This is a genomic window from Cytobacillus sp. FSL H8-0458 (genome assembly GCF_038002165.1).
Lineage (GTDB): Bacteria > Bacillota > Bacilli > Bacillales > Cytobacillaceae > Cytobacillus.
Map to the genome: position 1 here is coordinate 3,436,899 of NZ_JBBOBR010000001.1, position 19,168 is coordinate 3,456,066.

Here is a 19,168-nt window from a genome sequence, read left to right on the forward strand (position 1 = left end):
TAATATCGGAAAACTGACCGATAAAATAGAAGCTTGACCGATATATTGGAAGAGTGACTGATAAAATGGAATTTTGACCGATATATCAAAAAAGCAACAGATATATTTTAATTCTGACCGATAAACCTGTGAAAGAGACTGATATATCCTAAAAAATGACTAATGCAGAGCAGAAAGCCCGGCAGATGTCCACCTGCCAGGCCGCAAATCATTAGATAATCCCCTGCATTCGTAAAATAATCTCGGCAATTACTGCAGATCCGATAAAGGTTCCGAAGAACACGAAGACTGCGACAATAATGCTTCTCCAGCCCAGCTTGGAAAAGTCAGCCCAATTCTTTCCGATTGAGATGCCTGCATAAGCCAGAATTGGGGTAGCAAGAGCGAGGATATTCACCTGAGTTGTCCATTCAACAACATATTCAGACCCCGGTACTCCGGGAATGGAAATGATGATTCCGATAATCCCGATATATCCAACGCTCGGGATATTTCCTGGCAGCACTTTTTCAAGAATCAGGCCCAGGACACTGATGACAATTAATACAATCATGCCAGGAATGGCTGCAGACGGCAGGATATCGTAGCCTACCCAATTTCCGATCAGCGCTGAAAGACCGAATATACCTAAGATCAGGAACCACTCTGTTATATTTTTAAGCATGGATATCTCCCCCTTTGTCCGCAGCCTTTTTCTCTTTGCGTTTCATCATGATGCTGTACAGCTTTTCAGTAAGAGGCAATCCAATGAAAATACTGGCATACAGCCCTGTAGAAAGTGAAAGCAGGTTACTGGCGCCTGCGAAGGCAACAATCTGCGCCTCCATTTCAGGGAAGGCAGCGACGAGCGATCCGCTTGCTGCCGCCATCATGCTGCCGCTTCCCACACCCGATGCCATCGCGAACGACAGTGGATGGAGCGGGGTAATGGTGGCCAGGAATCCGGAAATCAACCCGAGGAAGGCAGCACCAAACACAGTACCGAAAATATAAATAGCCATTACTCCTCTGCCTTCTGGCGAATCAAATCCGTATTTATTCATAATCAGTCCGACGTTCGGCTCTCGGCCAATCGAGTGGGTCATGCCAATGGCTTCTCTTTTAAAGCCAAGAAAAATGGCCACTGGCAGTGCAAATAAGATTGTTCCCAGGTTACCAAGTTCCTGCAGCAATAATGATGGCCCCGCCGCAATGATTGCCTCGATTTGCGGCCCGATTGTTACTCCTATTTTGGCAATTAAAAGAGTAACCCCAAGCACGATGAGGGGCTCTGCATTTTTAGCCTGTTTTTCCTTAATAAGCGGAGTGAAGTAAAGGCCCAGCCCCAGGAAAAACGCATAAAGCATTGGCAGAAGCAGAATAACCCCTGCGCCAACTTTAAAGCTGATCTGTCCAATCGCTTCAGTAGCCATAACCAGCACCAGCACAACGGCATGCAAGCGCCAATCTTTTAAAATTTCTGTCTTTTCGTTTTTCATGTTTTCCCCCCTGGATTAAAAGATTACTAGATAGATCCGCACACAGCGGAAGAATCAAGCTTGCCCTTTCCTTGCTCCATCGCCTTCCCATAGATATCGCAAACCAGCTGACCCAAAGGTGAATCTTCTCTGTAAAATTCGGCTGTCTCTTTGTATAAGTGAATATCCTTATTCATGTGCTCCAGGCTGAACAGCACATTCCCGTATGTATGCTGAAGGATATTCTCACCGAATACGGTCAGGACGCGATTATGTGCAGACCCGCTTTGAATGACTTCCGCCAGCTGAGTCCGGCTGACACCGGCTTTCTCCCCAACTGCAAGGACCTCCCCCAGGCCTGCAGTCGTTAAAGCAACCAGCATATTGTGGCACAACTTTGCCACCTGTCCTGATCCCGAAGGACCGAGCAGAAAAATATCTTTTCCAACGCTCTCCAGAACCGGGCGAATGTCCGGCAAGAATTTATCGTCTCCCCCAACCATAATGGTCAGCGTGCCGGCATCAGCACCCTTTGGTCCCCCGCTTAACGGACAGTCATAAAAATGGATGTCTTGCTCCTTTGCAGCCTGATTCAACTCCTGGGCTGTTTTTGGATCTATGGTGCTCATATCCAGCACGAAACTGTGAGGCTTTAAAGCGGAAAAGACCCCGCTTCCACCCATCATAACATCCTTGACAATACTTGGTCCAGGCAATGAAGAAATTACTAGATCCGCTTGTCTTGCTGCCTCGTATGGAGAAGACCGGGGAATAGCCCCCAGCTCCTCGCATTTCGCCAGTGCATCCTGACTTGGATCATAAGCATTCACCTTATACCCGTTTTTGACTAAATTTTTCACAATGCCCTTTCCCATGGCCCCGCAGCCAATTACACCTAAGTTTTTCATCCTCTCCCTCCTTAAGGTTTAATATAAACAGTCTTTGTATCCAGCCAAAAATCCAAAGCCGTGCTGCCCTGTTCACGCGGCCCGATGCTGGATGTTTTTTTGCCGCCAAACGGGAGCTGGTTTTCATAATGGTTGGATGGTATATTCACGTGCGTGACCCCTGTTTCAATTTTCCGGACAAAATCGAATGCTTTCTGAAGGTCATTCGTAAAAATGGCAGACGACAAGCCAAAGTCCGTATCATTTGCTAGCTCAATCGCCTCTTCGTAAGAATCCACTTCCATCACGGCCACAACCGGCCCAAAAATCTCTTCCTGAGCGATTGTAAAATCCTTCGTCACTTTACTGAAAACAGTCGGAGCGACGAAATAGCCTTTCGCCATATCGCCATCCTTCAGCTGTTTTCCGCCATATTCGAGTACCGCGCCTTCTTCGATGGCGCTATTCACATAATGGAGATACGTATTAAGTTGATGCTTATTCGCAACTGCACCGTTGTCAAATCCTTCCCGCACCCCATTGCCGACTTTTACTTGCTTCGCTTTTTCAACTAATAAATCAATGACCTTTCGCGAAATGGACCGGGGCACAATAACGCGGCTGGTTCCCGTACAGCTTTGGCCGTTATTGTAAAATCCGCTGATGACCACACTCTGGACAGCCTCTTCCAAATTGGCATCCTCCAGAATGATCGTCGCATTCTTCCCGCCCATTTCTGCCTGCATTTTTCCGCCATGGGCTGTCACAAGCTTGCCAAGATGGATCCCCACATCTGAGGAGCCTGTAAACGAGACTGCCTTAATTTCCGGATTGTTTCCAAGCTCTTCTCCCACGACAGAACCAGGTCCTGTGATCATATTCAGCACACCTTCTGGCATTCCCGCTTTTTCAAACAGCTCGACTACCTTCACTGCGATTAAAGACGTGTCACTTGCGGCCTTATAGATGATCGTATTTCCTGCCAGCATGGAAGGTGCAATTTTATAGATGGCGATTCCGAGCGGAAAATTAAATGGCGTAACGACAGCCACCACTCCCAGCGGCTCCTGAATCGTGCAGGCAAAGGTTTTCGGATCAATTGCAGGCACGGTTTCACCTAAAATCCGGTTAGCCTCACCGCTGAAGTGCTTCAGAGCCTGAACCGTTGCATCCACTTCCTTTCGGGCGGCCTCGATTGTTTTGCCGACTTCCTTCGTAATGATTTCAGCTAATTCCTCTTTTTCCTGCTGAATGAGAAAGATCAGTTTAAAAAGGATGTCCCCCCGGCTGATTGGAGATGTATTTTTCCATTCGAGAAAAGCTCTCTTTGCACTCTCAATTGCTTTCTGCACATCAATCTCATTCGATTTCTGAAAATAACCCAGTACCTCATCTGTATTTGCCGGATTCACACTCGGATACGTTTCACCTGTCGCAGAAGGAACCCATTCCCCGCCAATATAATTGTAAAAAGTTTCTGCCCCCGCATTGACGGCCACTGTTTTCTGGCTATTGACCTCTGTACTCATCCAATCTCCCCTTATCCTATTAAATTGATATTATTATAATATTTAGAAAATTACATGTACACGTGCCGATAGACAAATATTCCTCCCCTTCTTTGTGGCAATCCCCAATTAAGGGTTTAAAAAATCGAAAACCTGGAAGGCCAGGACAACTGTAATCCAATCTTCTTTCCGGGAAAAATCAAGCTGCAGCTCGCTCTCGATTTTTTTCAGCCGGTATGCCAGGGTATTGGGGTGGATATGCATCTCTTCTGCTGTTTGTTTATGGCTTTGATTATTTGCCAGAAAGGCTTGCATCGTTTTTAAGTATTCAGGCTCCATTTTTAAAAGAGGGCCTATTTTATCGGAGACAAATTTATTCAGCAAGCTCCGGTCGGTGTTGAGCCACAGTCTTTCAGCACCAAGCTCAGAATAAGTGATAAAGGTTTTGTGATAATGGTTTTTAGCAAATGATAAAGCTTTGGCAGCTTCCTGATAAGTATCTGTCATATCTGTCAAAGCAACCTCCCTGCCCAAACCTATGACAGCTCTGTTCACTTTTTTCTGAATAGCATCAGCAAGAGAATGGTCATACTTTTTCCGTCCATTCACCAGTAGTGCTATGATTTGGTTTGATTTCGTAAAAACGACTGAGGTTTCACAGTATTTCATGATGATCTGCTCAATCAATCGGATAAGCTTTTCTTTTTGTAAGATGGAGGCTGCGTCCCATAGAAAACCAGACTTGCAGTCCACCATCATACAGGCGATGCTGCTTTTCTCGTTCAGGCGAAATTTTTCCAGAATTCTTGCATTCAGACGTCCGCCATTAATCAAATCATGAAATGCCTCTTCTCTAAGATGCATCTCTTTTTCAAAAAGCGTATTCTGCCTGACAAACTCCAGTGACAAAGCCGTTGAAGCATGTTCAAGAGCTGCCTTCTGGATATTGGTCAAACGCTCAATAGGCTCATTCAAAAGGAAATATCCGAAAAGTTCGTTGGAATTTATGATCGGAAATGAATGGGATGGCTCAACTGGCAACTCTGCAAAAATTACCGGGGTACTCAAGATATGACTGATCGTATCCAGGATATACGAAGTCCCCCTTCCCTCCAGCAGAATCTTCGTGAATTGCCGGTGGATATCAAGGGATTGGCTAAGTTCCTCATTTTTCCGCCTGACTTCTTCGTAAAGCTTCGAGTTCATGATGGCAATAGCTGCCTGGTCTGCCACCACCTCCAGCACTTGAAAGTCCGCTTCAGTAAATTGTACATCCCTGTCGAAGTTATCCACCACAAGAACACCGATGCAATCTTCTTTATAAACCAACGGGACGACGATTCCGCTTTTCACATCTCTCTGGAAGACGCCATTAAAAAAGTGAATATAATTTATCTCATTCATCCGGCTCATATGCTCCCTGAACTCACTCCCTGAAGCAATTACGCCTTTCTTAGTCAGAAAAACCTGTCCAGTCAGGGATTCTCCAGGCTCAAACTTCACCTGGCTCATAAAGTCACTATCAACCCCAACCCCACTGGAAAAATGTAATAATCCATCTTCCTTTAATGTGTAAAGAATGGTGGTATCAGCATGATCTACTAAATCAAAGGCTGCTTGTACCAGTCTCTTTAGTATCTCCTCCAGTTCAAGAGACTGGGTTAGACTGCGATTAATTTCCAGGAGACTTGAGATTTTATTCTGCATCATGGTCATGGCTGTTCTCCTTTCTAATAGGTTAGTGAATGTCATTACAGTCTATTATTGTTCAACCTATCTATTTTTCTGACAAACTATCCTTTTCATTTCACTACCTCTCCACCGTCCGCGCCAATACCGCCCCCGCAACAAGTCCCCAAACAGGAGCGCTGATATGAAGAAAGCTCATGCCTGATAAAGTGACTATAAAGGCTGCGAGGGCACTTAGCCTGTACCGGTTTCCGGTAAAGCCCGTTTGCAGGCTGGAATGGAGGACGCCAATCAGGGCGAACCCTGCCAGCAATGAAACAAAAGCTTGGGGAAGCGACTGGATAAAGGGCACGATTTTCCAGGCAAATATGCCGAAAACAATCGTAATCGCGCCTGACACAACTGCTCCCATATACCTTTTCTCCCTCGGCCCTGAATCCGGTCCTGCACAGATGGCGCTCATCATGCCCGCGATATTGGCACATTGTCCGCCAAAGAAGCTGGTGATTACCGAGAAAATACCGCTTGATGAGACAATTTTGCGAATAGGGGGCTTGAAATCCTCGCTTTCCAATGCCCCGATTCCTGGTGCTGCATCATTGCTCAGAATCAGCATTGCGAGCGGGAGGGCAATTGTTACGAGCCCCATCCAGCTAAATTCAGGCAATTGGATAGAAGGCAGAAAATAAGCAATTTCTTTAGCAGGTTTTAAATCAGCTGTTAAAAACAATGCAGAAAAGGCAACTGCAACAGCCGCGAGCACAGGCGGGAACTTTTTCACATATCTCGTAAAAAGCAGAAAACTGACTAACGCTGCTCCACCGACAACAGGCAGTTCCTGTATGGCAGGCACGAGTTTGACGACATAGCCGGCAACAAGCCCGCCAAGCATGGAGGCGATGACCTCTTTAGGCACCCAGCCAATGATTTTTGTAAACAGGCCGGAAATTCCGACCAGAAAAATCAGCAGCCCGGATATCACATACCCGCCAATCAGATCAGGATACGAGTATTGCGCAGTCACCGTCGCCAAAAATGCAGCACCTGTAATCGAATGCCCCCCTGTAATGGGAATGCGATATAGAAGCGGCATGAGAATGCTGTAAACACCGCCGAAAAAATAAACCGCAAACATCCAGTTAATCGTCTGCTGATCCGTGAATCCCCCTGCTGATGCCGCCTGCAGGATGATCAGTGCCGGCCCGGTCATAACCAGCGTGCTTGCAATGATTCCAGATGAAATATTTTCCGCTGTCAGGTCCCTTAGTAGTGAACCATTCTGTACTTTTTGACTGTAACCGCTATACCTCTCCTTCGGCAAACCCATTTATCCTGCCCCCGACTTCCGATTATTTTACTTACTATCATGATTTTAAACAAGTGAATTGTCAAACTATTTCGCATTTAGAAACAAAAAAAAGAAATACCCTCGAAGGATATTTCTCTATTATCGACAAATTTCGGGTGGTACCTGTCACTTTATGAGATTCCGGCGCTCTTCCATTTGCGGCGGTTCTTCCATCCAGCCGTTTTGGATCATGACCTTGGCTCCGCGGTGGGCGTATTCGAAAATGTCTTTTGTAAAGATAGCCGCTTTGGCCGGGATATCGTTTCGCAGGCTGAAGGCTGTTCCGATGGCATTTTTCCCGATCGAAAAGCTGCAAAACAGACTAATACAGTACATCATAAGCTTATCGGAGAAGGGAGCAGCAGTAGAACGGGTGGCTTGGCCGCCTGGACCAATTGGGGTTTGGATTCCATCTTCGAGCAGCATGTCCGTAAATTCGCTAATAATCCCCTTTGCCAGTTCCACGCCTTCGGAAAAATACTTCCGTACTTCTTTTTCCTGGGCACATTGGGCAAAGCCCGTAATCATCTGCATGCCCGTCATGTTGGCTTCAATCGTAAAATACAGCTGGCTGAGCTCAACCGTGTTGATTGTCCGTTTACTTCCCAGCAGGTTTGTACCCTTTAAATAATTTGTATCCTTTACAAATTCAGTCTTTTCAGGCATAGTCACAAAAGGCGCACGGATCAGCAGACCTTTTCCCAGCAGATATTGGGTGCATTTTCTGGAATATTCCTGGGTCATTGTGGTAAGATCTCTATACAATAAGATAATATCTTCCCGGTAAGACATGCTTAGATGCAGAGTGTGCAGCCCCATGCTGATTGATTTCATCAGGCGTACAAACATGATATCAAATCCGTTGGCGAATAATGCCGGTGCATCAGCTATCACGTCCTGTTCGGTAAATCCGACAGGAATGGCCGCCCCTTCCTCTTTCATGATCCCAGCAACTCTTTGGATAAAAGCAGCTATTTCTTCCTGTAAATCGGACATGATATTTTTCGCTTCTTCGTCATTTGACTTTTCAATAAAATGATCAAGCATTCTGAAGAACATGGTTTTTTGCTGGTAAGTCATCCAAAGTGTAGCCAGTTCATTAGACGTAATCGGTGGTCTTTCAAGCATGTATTTTCCCCCATTATTAAAGTTATTACTATCCTCCCTTCAAATGTTAAAATCATGCGTTTTTCTGCAAAAAAAAGACCCCCTAAGAGGCCCCCAGTTCATTCCGGTTAAAATAAACATTTAAAACCTGCTTCAGAGACTGATCAATCTGCACCCACTCATCAAGCTTATAGTTATTCAGCACTTCTGCCAAATTTGGCTTTATGCCGATCAATTTGATAATGCTGCCTGTCATGAAGTTCAATGTTTTAATCAGCTGGGTGAATTTCTCTATGCCTTTTCCTTCAATTTCTCCAACAGCTGTCAGATCAAAAAGAATTTCGTCATATTCGCCCGCAAAGACAGCCTTAAGGCAGCTTTCGGAAATAACGTTGATTTTATCCGCGGTTATATCGCCAAATAAAGGGATCAGACAAAGCGTTTCAGACAGCGGTATAAACGGCCCGGACAATTGATTCAGGCGGGTCAGCACCTGCTCCAGCTCTTCCTTTTTCTCCAAAAGTTCAAAGTCGGTGGAGGTCAGGCGATGCTGCAGCTGCATCAGTTTATCCATCAGTCCCTCGTTTGAGCTGTCTTTGGGCAGAAACAGCATATTGGCATGATCCTCGCTGTCCCATTGGATATGAACCTCAAATAAACAAAGAGGCAATTCCCGGGTTTTCATATTCAGCTCCAGCTTTACAGGATCCACACCGGGCTCCCAGCTGTATTGAATCAGCTTTTCGATGCTTTCTTCATCGATGATTCCTTTTAGATGTCCCCCGCTCAGGTCAAATCTTTCCCGTGCGATAGTGGAGTAGCTTACTATTTTTCCGTTTCTGTCAGCTTTTAAAAACGCAAGCGGAAGCGCATGATTAAAATATTGCATTTTGCTGTCCTCCCGCTTCATAATTCTGAAGCCATTTCTTTGTTTCCGGCAAATCCTTAAGGATAACCGTACGATCGGAACAATACGGAAGCAGGTCATACTTCCCTGCTAACCGCCCGCCAAGGATAACAGCCGGCTTATGCGGCAGCTTGGCAAATGCCTCGGCATATTCCGTCAGCTTCGGCAGGTGATAGACGATGGTCACTGACAGGCCGATTACACTGGGCTTCCAGTCTTTTGCCGTTTTCAGCGCATATTCCAAAGGGAGACTTGGACCAAAATACTTCGTCTCCCAGCCATGCTCTTCAAAAAGGCTGTTAACCATCTTCAAACCAATATAATGCTGTTCCCCATCCAGGCAGAGAAACATGGCTTTTTGGCGTGATTGTCTTTTTTCACTTTGGTAAGCGAGTTTTGACAGTACAAAATCACATGTAGCTGTTGCCAGATGCTCATCTGCCACTGTGATTTGATTCGTCTCCCACAGGTGGCCGATGTGCTGCATCGCAGGTGTAATCAGATTTTGATAAACCTCGATACGCGATAGCTCCGGGTGTTTTCGGATATTTTCCCAAACTTTTCCGGAATTACCCTCAAGTAATAAGGAAGCAAGTGTTTCTGCCTGCTGCATACTACGCGCCCCCTTTCGATGGTTCACCTTTCAAGAAAGCAATGGCTTCCGCCAGGTAAAGATGGAACCGTTCTGCCTTCTCCGCAGACTCTTTCTCTTCAGCCAGTACAGCCTGAATGATTTCGAAGTTCTCGATCAGATGCCGGCTTTTCATCCCATGCCTGGTTAAAATGCCATTAAGCCAGACTGCATAATCATTGAAAAAAGCAGACTGATCCATCTCATAAGCTGTCTCAAGATGCTTCATATGATGATGATTGTCTTCCCGGCACTTCTCTTTTCCCTGTTCGCCGAACCGTTCCATAAGGGAAGGCTCACGCTCATAAATTTTTTCGGTAACACTATTTACGATCTTATCATGATTCACTTAGCCACCACCTTATATTGAGAAACCTTCGGAACCACGGCAGCGAGCTCCTGATCCGGATACTTTTTCTCCAGATCATGAATCCTCTTAAAATCTTCGCTCCGGACCCAGCTTAAATAGTTTTCTTTTGTATTAAAAATGAGCTGCACAGTCAGTTCACCTGCGCGCTTATCATTCTGCAGCAGCAGAAAATCGACAAACCCCTCTGCCTGATCGACTGACCGCGAGCGATTCTTATATATACGAATGACTTCTTCCGACTTTTCATCGGGAACGTCGAATGTTGAAAAAACAGTGTACATGTACTCTCCTCCAATTTTGGGAGTTTTATGGCTTCTTCAGTATAACATACCGTTTTGGATTGTCATTTTGGAAGGGTTATAGGTTGGAGTCGGCGGTTTTATTATTTGCCGGCAACCTCATTATTTCCGGACTGCTGTTTGCTACCTTTATTACGCTTCTCCTGATTCCGGCGGTTTACCGCTTGTTCTCTGTGTCCAGTCTCCGTTTTGGCTGGTTAAAGAAAAAGCAGAAAAAAGTTAAAGTGATTCCCGATACCGTTAATTAACTGTGAACAGCCCCCTCAAAAATGAGGGGGCATTTGCGGATTTTTTAAGCAATATGGACAAGGGCTCTTTCCTTCTGGTTTCCCCTTCATATATTAGAAGGAGAAAGGAGTGAAACCCATGTGCCATTATTGTGTGGAAGAAGAATTTTATTATAAGAAAAAGGTTTGCTGCAAAAAGAAAGAAAAGCCTGAACATCACGGCTGCAAGAAATGCACAAGCGATTTTAAACACCATTGTCCCTGCAAAAAATGTTCATCTGAACATAAAAGCTGTTCCTGTAAAAAATGCAAACCTGAAATTCATCATTGCACCTGCAAAAAATGCTCATTTGAGCGGCATTACAGCTGCTGTAAAAAATGTTCCCACAGCTCCCACTATTAATCCGGTAAAACAGCGGCCAGCATTGCTGACCGCTTGCTTTATTTTTTTGCGGCGCTCTTCAAACCCATCATCAAAAGGCGAATACCCAGAAAAAAGAGGATAAAGCCTATGAACGAATAAGTATGCTTCCAATGTATGAGCACAAACATATTTAAGAAGCTAAATAATGGTTCAAAGATATAAGCAAACAGGATTCCCAGGCCCGCTGCTGCAGCAGCATAGCTTTTCCAGGAGCTGAAGTACTGGTAAATCAGCATCCCTGACACCGGAATGACCACAAAATCTGCTGGCACTAATGGCGGAATAAAATGAAACAGCTTATCGGGATATCCCCACAAAAGAAAGCTCACTCCCACAACATCCAGAAAACAGGCAAAGATCGCACAGATTAAGCCAAAAGTCATAATTTCAAATAACCTGCTCTTATCCACCAGCTTCCACCAAATAAAAAATGGCAAAATGCTCGCAGCCAGCAGCAGCCACCAATTAAAGCTGAACAAATCCTCATTCAGCCAATGGTCAAGAGAAACATCCCTTAATTTTCCCCTTAGGGTTTGCTCATCTTTATAGGAAGGAATGCGGCTCATCTCGTCACCTGCCATTTTGAGTTTGTATCTTGTTACTCATTTTCCCCTTTGGAAGAAGTTACATACAGTAAGCAGATGGTTTTAGTGAACTATTGGCAGATAGCGCAATTATCCTCTTAGCGGCGTATTCAGCCATAAAAAAGCGGCCGGGCAGAGCCAGCCGCTTTCATTCCTATTGCTGTCCAGTATAAATCTTGATTGCATCCCTTAAAAACTCAGCGGCACCAGTCTGAATTTTATCATAATAAGCTTTAAACCTTTCATCTGCCACATACATTTCCGCCAGGCCTGCGTGGGCCTCTTTGCTGTATTCGCTCCAATAGAATGTGATCCATTGCTTATGCAGGCCGGCTGCTTTTTGAGCAAGCCCGCCCGCCGGATCGCCTGTTTCCATGGCCTGGGCTAAGGTACTGTTCACCTCTTCAGCAAGTTTGGTTACAGCCTCATGTTCCTCCCGGGTCATGTTCATGAGTTTGGCATTCGAATTATCTACTGTCTCCTCACCATATTTTTCGCGGATTTCTTTTCCGTATTGCTTCTCGTTATCTTCAATCATTTTCTTTTTGAATCCTTCAAACTTTTCTTTATCTGACATGGTTGTTCTCCCTTCTGCTGAAGCTATCGTTTTTTCTACATTTGTAATAAGCAGATCAAGCTGCTTTCTTTTCTCAAGGAGTTTCTCGCGGTGCTCCTTCAGCGCATCCGCAGCATCGAAAACCGGTGCTGTAATGATATCTTTGATCTGATCGAGGCTGACGCCAAGTTCTCTGTAAAACAGAATCTGCTGCAGCCTGTCAACTTCCTGCTGGCTATAAATCCGGTATCCCGACGAATTGGTTCTTGCCGGCTTAAGAATCCCGATTTCATCGTAATACCTGAGGGTCCTCGAGCTGACCCCGGCCAGCTGCGCGAGCTTATGCACTGTGTATTCCATGCGATAGTCCTCCTTTCAAGAAAAGCGTAAGCGCCTCCAGATGAACTTAAACTATAAACCGCCGAGTCATGTGGCGAACGTTGAAGTCAGCACATCCTGTGCAAGCCCGACAGGCATAAGACGAATCACGCAGGAAATCTCCTAAAGCAAGCTTTGGTCGGGCGATGTATCGCTGACGAAGCGTTCCTTGTCCTGATTTCTGGAGTGATTTACTTATGACCCCGAGGGGCTAGGCGCTGCAGCTAGAGAATGAAAAGTTATAGAAAGTACTTTCTGTTAATAACGATACACCTTTACGCAGCGTGAAGGTCAAACATTTTTTATAAAAAAATTAATTCAGTTTTTTTATCAGGAGAGCGGCGGTGGTCCTGGAGATTCTGCATCCTTCCAGGTCAGCTTCCTTAATCAATCCAAGGTCCATGGCTGATTTTATTTTACCTTCATCCGGACGCTTTTGAATTAGATCGATAAGATTCAGCTGCTCCAGTTTGCTGACAGTTGGAACTGGATCAAACTTTTCCGTCCTTCTAATCTGCCTCTGCAATTTGTAGCTATCAATTTTGACTTCCCCTTTTTCATTCTGTCCCACTGCTGTATCAAAATACTGGTGGAACAGGTCTTTCAATTTATCCAGTTCTGCTTCCAGATCCTTTTTCCTGCGGTTCAGCTCATCAAAACGGACCAGCATCTCTTTTGTTATCATGGTTCGATCGCCTCTTTTCTTGGATGATACTTCATCTTATTTAGGTAGCGGCGGATTTATGCACGGTTCAAGAACATACGTTCTTAAATGCGCATTCATAGAGATGTTGTAAAATGGAATTAACTAGTAGGAGGCTTAATGTTTTGATGGTATCTTAAAAGTATAACCAAACAAACAGGAGGCCACATGAAGTCAAGAACTGAAACCGAGATGATGAATCTGATTTTAGGAACCGCCAAGGAAGATGAGCGGGTCCGCACGGTTATTTTGAATGGATCTCGCGCGAATCCAAATGTGAAGAAGGATATTTTTCAGGATTTTGATATTGTGTACATCGTTAGGGAAATGGAATCTTTCACCTGTGATCATAGCTGGGTGGATGTGTTTGGAGAGCGGGTGATGATGCAGATGCCTGAGGAGAAGGTGCACTCACTTGCCGATGGGAACGGCCGCTTCCCTTATCTCATGCAGTTTATGGACGGGAACCGGATCGATCTGACTTTGATTCCGGCTGAAAGGATGGATGATCTGCTGGAGCCTGACAGCCTGAGTGTGCTGCTTCTTGATAAGGATGGGCTGATTGGGTCCCTGCCGCCAGCCAGTGACCAAGATTACCACATTAAGAAGCCGGATGCGAAAGAGTTTGCCGATTTGTGCAATGAGTTTTGGTGGATTACGATGAATATCAGCAAAGGGCTTTGGCGCCGGGAACTTACTTACGCGATGTTTATGCATGAGCAGATCAATCGCAATGTGATCATAACCATGTTGGAATGGAAGGCCGGCATCGCAGCCGATTTTAGAAAGAGCGCAGGCAAAGCCGGCAAGTATCTGCCCGAATATCTTTCCGCCGGGGAATGGGAACATTTTCAGGCTACATACTCAGACGCCGAATTTGAACACATCTGGGATGCCCTTTTTACCATGTGCTCCCTTTTCAGAAATACAGCTGTTGAGGTCGCGGAGAAACTTGGCTTTGAGTACCCATTTGAAGATGATAAGCGTGTGACCGGATTCATAAAGCATGTCAGCAGCCTGCCTGCAGACGCCCAATCCATCTATTAAAAAATCCCCTTCGCTCAGGGGATTTTTCTAGTTGTTCTTTAACTCGAGCTGTTCGAACGCAGACCAGTTCACCATTTTTTCCAAAAGAATGGAGATCAGGACGCCCATAAGCAGCCCGTTTGAGATGAATGGCTGAATTAATACAGGGAATTCTGCGAACACGGCAGACGGTGTATTCATAAGGCTGATTCCAATCAGGACGGGTGCCGCTAAACGGAAGATGGTGTCTGAGTTGAACACTTTTCCGCTTAAGCTGTTGAAAGCAGTCCCGAACAGCTGCAGATACGCGACAAACAGCACGGCGTTCCCGACTGTTACCGGCATGCCGGCGAGCCATGAGCCCAAGTGCGGGACCAGGCCAATTACAGTTAAGAGCGCTCCCCCAATGAAGAAGGGTGTTCTCATCAATACGCGCGTACTCTGCAGGAACCCAATCGATGAAGTGAATGGCGTATACGGCACAAGGCCAAAGCCGCTTCCAATTACGGTGAATACCGAGGTGATAAAGATCGAGCCGCGGTACTCGCGCTTCCCGGATTCCTTTTTAAATAGGCGGTCACCGGAACTGATTGAAGCGACTGTGTTGCTCAGGTTCATCAGACACGCAAAGAAGGCTACTGCCACAATTCCGATTTCCAGGTTAGGCTGGCCCAGCGGAAAGAGTGTAAAGCTCACACCTTCGGATGCCGTTCCCTGCACTGCTTCACCGGCAAACAGGAGATCATAGCCGATCCACCCTGCCAGCAATCCTATTAATATGGAAAAATTACTGATGAGGGCGTTCCCTTTTAATTTTAATAAACTCACAAAAATGACGAGGACGAAGGAATAAAGCGTAATCGGCACATCAATGGTGCCCTGCTCGCCGACCTTCATCATGCCTTTAAAAAAGATGAAAATCAGCTGGAAGGTTAATAGAAACAAATAAACGGACATCACCATCGGGCTGAAGATTGCTTTCAGAAGTGAAATGCCGTTGAATGCTGCGAGGATCAGCGTGACACCCGAAGCGAGCATCACCCCTGTCGCAATTCCGCCTCCGATTTCTGGAAAACTCATTCCAAGGGAGGATGCCGACAGGCCAAGGTTCAGGATGACTCCCCACAGCAAGCCGGAATGACCTTCCATAAGCGGATAGCGATGCCCTTTCCAGCCCTGAAAAATGGTAGCCAGCCCCGTAAAGATAAGCGAGGCTCTCAGCATCATCGCAATCGTTTCACCCGGAAGCCCGAAGACGGTTCCTACTGAAATCGGGACCATCACGGTATTTGCAAAAATAAAAAATAGCCATTGAACAGAAGAAAATATCGTCACGGTACCAAACCGTTTATCCAAGATGCCAACACTTCTTTCTATTATTTCGTTTCTCTAAAATAACTAGCTATTATTATAGTACAAATTTCGAGAAATTTCTTTGGGTTTATCTTGAAAAAGAGTGGAAATTGCAGAATGCGGCGGCGAATAGGAAAAGCCCGCAAAATCCATTGCGGGCTCTGCTCCATTTTTACATAAGTCCGGAAAACCATAGTCCAAGCGCAGTGCCGACATAGTTGCCGATGATATAGCCCAGTGTTCCGACAACGAGAATCGGCCCAATCAGGTCCTTCCAGCCCTTGGCAATGGCCATGGCAGCAGCAGTGGTCGGGCCGCCGACATTGGCATTGCTGGCCAGGAGGATTTCTTCGAGGTCATATTTTAATAGTTTGCCTGCAGTTAAAGATACGGCCAGGTTCACTGCTACGATGATGAACACAAACACCAGCAGCAGCGGGGCATTCTCGATAATCAGCGGGATCGATGCAGGGATGCCGATCACAACAAAGAACAGGTATATCAGGAATGTGCCGATTTCCTGGCTCCCGTTAATAGACTCAAAGTATCTCGGGAACATGGCCAGAGCCAGGAATGTCAGAGTAGTAAGCATCAGATACTTGTCTCCAAACAGCCCATTTACAAGATTAATAAAGAAAGAGACATCGTCCCCGGAAGGAATGGCTTTATCCAGGAATTCAGCAATCTTAAAAGCTATAATCACCAGTAAAAAAGCCGTTCCAGCGGATAAAGCGATATCCTTTAATGAAATGTCCTTTCGCTTCCAAAAGCTTTCCGCAAGTGTCTTCCCTTCTTCTCCTATAATGCCGCTTTCCACCTGATCTACATGCGGCGTTTTAAACCGGCTCCGGAAAAATCCAATGGCTGGAACCATCATCAGAACAACAAAATATATTGCCATCATTAAATTATCAGCAACAACTGCGGCTGAAACCATTTCTCCAGGCGTTTCAAATTTTGCCGCCATGGCAGCGAAGTTAACCCCGCCGCCAATATAGGATGCACTGAGCATCGCTCCCAGTTTATCGAGAACAGGAATATGATCTTTCAGCAAGAAAAAGCTGATGATCACACCTGCCACTGTTCCAATGGAGCTGATCAGAAAGATAATCAGCAGCCGGCCGCTTTCCTGCCAGATTCTTTTAATATTCACATGAAAAAGAAGCAATGGGATTGCGAGCGGGATGATAAAAGTCCAGACTGCATCGTAAACCGGCGATGTTGTCGGAATAATGCCCGTATTAGAAAGAATGATAGCGCCAATCAGGGCAACAATCGCCCCTGAAATTTTCGCAGCTAAAGCGTATCGCTGCTCCAGATAGATGCTTGCCGAAGCCCACACCACAATAATTCCCCAAAGTGTTACATAATCATCGGCTTTAATAAGTGAGTGCTCCAATAAAGTTTCCTCCCCTTTTACAATTTCTACTAACTATAGTAGCGTTATTTCTTTTAAAATTCAAAATATTCAAATCACCTGAAGCAGTTTCGACAAAATTCGGGTGGTGCCTGTCACCCAAAATTTCTTTTCACTTTTTTGAAGCCGAATGTGCCCTTTCGTACGTCTAGAAGGCAGACACTTTTTTAGAAGGAAGGTTATTGCATGATAGAAGTTAGAGAATTAAGCCATGCATTTGAAATTGGGAAGAAAGAAAAGAAGACGGTTATTCCTGTATTGGAGGATGTTTCTTTTTCAGTGGAAAAAGGCGAGATTGTCACAATTGTGGGCAGGAGCGGATCAGGTAAGTCGACGCTTTTGAATATCATCAGCGGTTTTATTAAGCCGAAGCATGGTGAAGTCTGGATTCATGGCGAGAAGGTCAGTGACTATAACGAAGGCAAATTCGCTGACTTCCGCCTGGCGAATCTCGGGTTCATTTTCCAAAGCTTTCAGCTGATTCCGAGCATGACGGCTTACCAGAATGTCGAGCTCCCTCTCATTCTCAAGGGAATGCCTGAAAAGGAAAGACAGCAGAAGACGGAAGAGACGTTGAAGCGTGTAGGACTCATCGAATATAAGGATCATTATCCAAGTGAGCTTTCCGGCGGACAGCAGCAGCGTGTCAGCATCGCCCGGGCGCTTGTCGTGAATCCTCCCCTCATTCTGGCGGATGAACCGACAGGCAGCCTGGACAGTGAAACAGAAAACGAGCTGCTGCAGTTCATTCACGAGCTGAACCGTGATCTGGGCATTACGTTTCTGATTATTACGCACGACGAAAAAGTGGCATCCATCGGCCATAAGACAATTGAAATTACAGATGGAAGGGTTATGGAGGGTGTGTTGGCATGAATGTAAAAGATCAATTCAGATTTGTAAGGCAAAATATGAAAAAGAATAAAACAAGACTGTTTATGACGATTTTAGCCACAGCAATTGGATGTACCTTCCTGATTGTGCTGGCATCGGTCGGATTCGGGCTGCATAAATCGATCATCCAGGATGTAATGGAAGACAGCCTCGTTACGGAAATCCAGGTTCACGGCAAGGAAGCGGGCGAAGGAAATTTTCAGGGCATAAAAGATGAGGATATCAAACATTTTCAAGAAATCACCGGGGTAAAAGCAGTCACCCGCAGGCAATCTCTGCAGCAAAGCCCGATCTTTAAAACAGATGATTATACCGCTCAATCAGAGGCCGTTTCGGCATATTTTCCGGAAGAAGTGAAAGCGGGATTTGAGCTTTCTGAAGGAAGACTCCCGGAAAAAGAAAATGAAGTCGTGGTTGGCTCCTCCTTTGCTGATGGTCTGTCTCTGAAGCCGAAAGAAGGAGAAAACTCCTTTAATGAGGATGGCTCTATAAAAGAAGAATACGCCTACAAGGGTGAGTTAGTCGGAAAGACGATTGAAATGGAAGTTATCAAAATGGAGGATGGCAAAGAAGTCAAAAAGTCCATACCGCTAACCATAACCGGGGTCACGAAGAAGCCTTCTAAAGAATGGCTGCAGATCCGCACGGTCTTCATTTCTGAAGACATTTTTAAAGAAGTCGAAGCTTTCACCGGCACACCAGGCGGCAGCCCGGAGCAAGGGGAAGGGGCTTCCGGGGATACCAGCCGAATATACGATAGAGTCAGCCTTTACGCAAAAGATGTCGAGGCTGTCACAGGTATCAATGACAAATTAAAAAACGGCAATTATATGGTTTATTCCATTGTGAACGAGATGAAGCAGATTAATATGGTTTTTACGATTCTAAAAATCGGCCTTCTCTTCATCGGAACCATCGCTTTAATCATTGCTTCCATCGGCATTTATAATACAATGACGATGGCCGTTACAGAGCGGGCCCCCGATATCGGCATCATGAAAGCGATCGGCGCCCATCCGAAAACGATTAAGCGGATCTTTGTCCTTGAAAGCAGCTATATCGGCTTGCTTGGCGCCCTGTTTGGCACAATTGCCGCTTATGGTATCAGCTATGCGGTCAACCTGGCCCTTCCGCTCGTGCTGGAAAGAGTATTTGAGGAAGCCCCGCCTGAGGGACTCATGCTTTCTTATATTCCTTGGTCCCTTACTCTGATCAGTGTGGCGATTTGCCTGACAGTCACCATCTTCTCCGGCTGGCGTCCGGCCAAGCGCGCGACACAGGTGGATGTGCTGAAGGCAATGAGACGGGAAGTTTAATTGGGTGAAATCTGCAGTTTAGTGAATTTATGTCAAAAAAAGGATGCTGGCAGGCATCCTTTTTTTACCCAATAATCTGAGTCTCTC

General features: G+C 45.6%; 20 protein-coding genes. 4 read left to right on the forward strand and 16 right to left on the reverse strand.

All coding sequences use genetic code 11. The features are described 5' to 3' along the window. Positions 1–211: 211 nt before the first annotated feature. The 11 genes from NYE23_RS16940 to NYE23_RS16990 form a co-directional block, all read right to left on the reverse strand. Positions 212–664: a hypothetical protein gene (locus NYE23_RS16940; RefSeq protein ID WP_341079453.1), complete on the reverse strand. Its 453-nt coding sequence runs from the start codon at positions 662–664 to the stop codon at positions 212–214. Then, the gene (locus NYE23_RS16945; RefSeq protein WP_341079454.1) at positions 657–1,478 is read right to left on the reverse strand and encodes a DUF3100 domain-containing protein; all 822 of its coding nucleotides are present in this window, start codon (positions 1,476–1,478) and stop codon (positions 657–659) included. Before NYE23_RS16945 ends, NYE23_RS16940 begins: the two co-directional genes overlap by 8 nt. Before the next feature lie 26 nt (positions 1,479–1,504). Beyond that, a complete protein-coding gene (locus tag NYE23_RS16950; RefSeq protein ID WP_341079455.1) occupies positions 1,505–2,365 on the reverse strand; it encodes an NAD(P)-dependent oxidoreductase in 861 nt (286 codons plus the stop codon). Positions 2,366–2,376: 11 nt separating this feature from the next. Further along, complete coding sequence (locus NYE23_RS16955) at positions 2,377–3,873, reverse strand: aldehyde dehydrogenase family protein (protein ID WP_341079456.1); 1,497 nt, start codon at positions 3,871–3,873, stop codon at positions 2,377–2,379. Positions 3,874–3,981: 108 nt separating this feature from the next. Beyond that, positions 3,982–5,568 (reverse strand): helix-turn-helix domain-containing protein, encoded by a 1,587-nt coding sequence (locus NYE23_RS16960; RefSeq protein WP_341079457.1) that lies wholly within the window; start codon positions 5,566–5,568, stop codon positions 3,982–3,984. Positions 5,569–5,662: 94 nt separating this feature from the next. After that, positions 5,663–6,868: a benzoate/H(+) symporter BenE family transporter gene (locus tag NYE23_RS16965; RefSeq protein ID WP_341079458.1), complete on the reverse strand. Its 1,206-nt coding sequence runs from the start codon at positions 6,866–6,868 to the stop codon at positions 5,663–5,665. A gap of 147 nt (positions 6,869–7,015) precedes the next feature. Beyond that, positions 7,016–8,017, reverse strand: a complete 1,002-nt coding sequence (locus tag NYE23_RS16970; protein WP_341079459.1) for a DUF3231 family protein — start codon at positions 8,015–8,017, stop codon at positions 7,016–7,018. Positions 8,018–8,099: 82 nt separating this feature from the next. After that, positions 8,100–8,885 carry an STAS domain-containing protein gene (locus NYE23_RS16975; protein WP_341079461.1) on the reverse strand — a complete coding sequence of 262 codons (786 nt, stop codon included), beginning with the start codon at positions 8,883–8,885 and terminating at the stop codon, positions 8,100–8,102. Continuing rightward, positions 8,872–9,516 carry a cobalamin B12-binding domain-containing protein gene (locus tag NYE23_RS16980; RefSeq protein ID WP_341079462.1) on the reverse strand — a complete coding sequence of 215 codons (645 nt, stop codon included), beginning with the start codon at positions 9,514–9,516 and terminating at the stop codon, positions 8,872–8,874. The genes NYE23_RS16975 and NYE23_RS16980 overlap by 14 nt, the downstream gene beginning before the upstream one ends. A 1-nt stretch (position 9,517) precedes the next feature. Continuing rightward, complete coding sequence (locus tag NYE23_RS16985) at positions 9,518–9,883, reverse strand: hypothetical protein (protein WP_341079463.1); 366 nt, start codon at positions 9,881–9,883, stop codon at positions 9,518–9,520. Further along, a complete protein-coding gene (locus NYE23_RS16990; protein WP_341079464.1) occupies positions 9,880–10,185 on the reverse strand; it encodes an antibiotic biosynthesis monooxygenase family protein in 306 nt (101 codons plus the stop codon). Before NYE23_RS16990 ends, NYE23_RS16985 begins: the two co-directional genes overlap by 4 nt. A gap of 83 nt (positions 10,186–10,268) precedes the next feature. Between NYE23_RS16990 and NYE23_RS16995 the strand changes: the two genes are divergently transcribed. After that, the gene (locus NYE23_RS16995; RefSeq protein ID WP_341079466.1) at positions 10,269–10,451 is read left to right on the forward strand and encodes a hypothetical protein; all 183 of its coding nucleotides are present in this window, start codon (positions 10,269–10,271) and stop codon (positions 10,449–10,451) included. 420 nt (positions 10,452–10,871) lie between these two features. Here the strand turns inward: NYE23_RS16995 and NYE23_RS17000 are convergent, their stop codons facing one another. The 3 genes from NYE23_RS17000 to NYE23_RS17010 form a co-directional block, all read right to left on the reverse strand. Further along, on the reverse strand, positions 10,872–11,420 hold the full coding sequence (locus NYE23_RS17000; protein WP_341079467.1) for a CBO0543 family protein: 549 nt from the start codon (positions 11,418–11,420) through the stop codon (positions 10,872–10,874). 172 nt (positions 11,421–11,592) lie between these two features. Next, positions 11,593–12,354, reverse strand: a complete 762-nt coding sequence (locus NYE23_RS17005; protein WP_341079469.1) for a MerR family transcriptional regulator — start codon at positions 12,352–12,354, stop codon at positions 11,593–11,595. 331 nt (positions 12,355–12,685) lie between these two features. Next, positions 12,686–13,057, reverse strand: a complete 372-nt coding sequence (locus NYE23_RS17010; protein ID WP_341079472.1) for a hypothetical protein — start codon at positions 13,055–13,057, stop codon at positions 12,686–12,688. A gap of 186 nt (positions 13,058–13,243) precedes the next feature. Here NYE23_RS17010 and NYE23_RS17015 point away from each other — a divergent pair, with 186 nt between their 5' ends. Further along, the gene (locus tag NYE23_RS17015) at positions 13,244–14,122 is read left to right on the forward strand and encodes an aminoglycoside 6-adenylyltransferase (protein WP_341079474.1); all 879 of its coding nucleotides are present in this window, start codon (positions 13,244–13,246) and stop codon (positions 14,120–14,122) included. A gap of 27 nt (positions 14,123–14,149) precedes the next feature. On the opposite strand, the gene NYE23_RS17020 is transcribed toward NYE23_RS17015, so the two are convergent. Both NYE23_RS17020 and NYE23_RS17025 read right to left on the reverse strand, forming a co-directional pair. After that, entirely contained in the window at positions 14,150–15,457 is a 1,308-nt protein-coding gene (locus NYE23_RS17020; protein ID WP_341079475.1) for a uracil/xanthine transporter, read from the reverse strand. A 169-nt stretch (positions 15,458–15,626) separates the two neighbouring features. Beyond that, positions 15,627–16,853 (reverse strand): DUF819 family protein, encoded by a 1,227-nt coding sequence (locus tag NYE23_RS17025; RefSeq protein ID WP_341079478.1) that lies wholly within the window; start codon positions 16,851–16,853, stop codon positions 15,627–15,629. A gap of 204 nt (positions 16,854–17,057) precedes the next feature. Here NYE23_RS17025 and NYE23_RS17030 point away from each other — a divergent pair, with 204 nt between their 5' ends. Both NYE23_RS17030 and NYE23_RS17035 read left to right on the forward strand, forming a co-directional pair. Next, positions 17,058–17,747, forward strand: a complete 690-nt coding sequence (locus NYE23_RS17030) for an ABC transporter ATP-binding protein (protein ID WP_341079480.1) — start codon at positions 17,058–17,060, stop codon at positions 17,745–17,747. Continuing rightward, positions 17,744–19,081, forward strand: coding sequence for an ABC transporter permease (locus NYE23_RS17035; protein ID WP_341079481.1), 1,338 nt, complete (start codon positions 17,744–17,746; stop codon positions 19,079–19,081). The genes NYE23_RS17030 and NYE23_RS17035 overlap by 4 nt, the downstream gene beginning before the upstream one ends. Positions 19,082–19,168 lie beyond the last annotated feature (87 nt).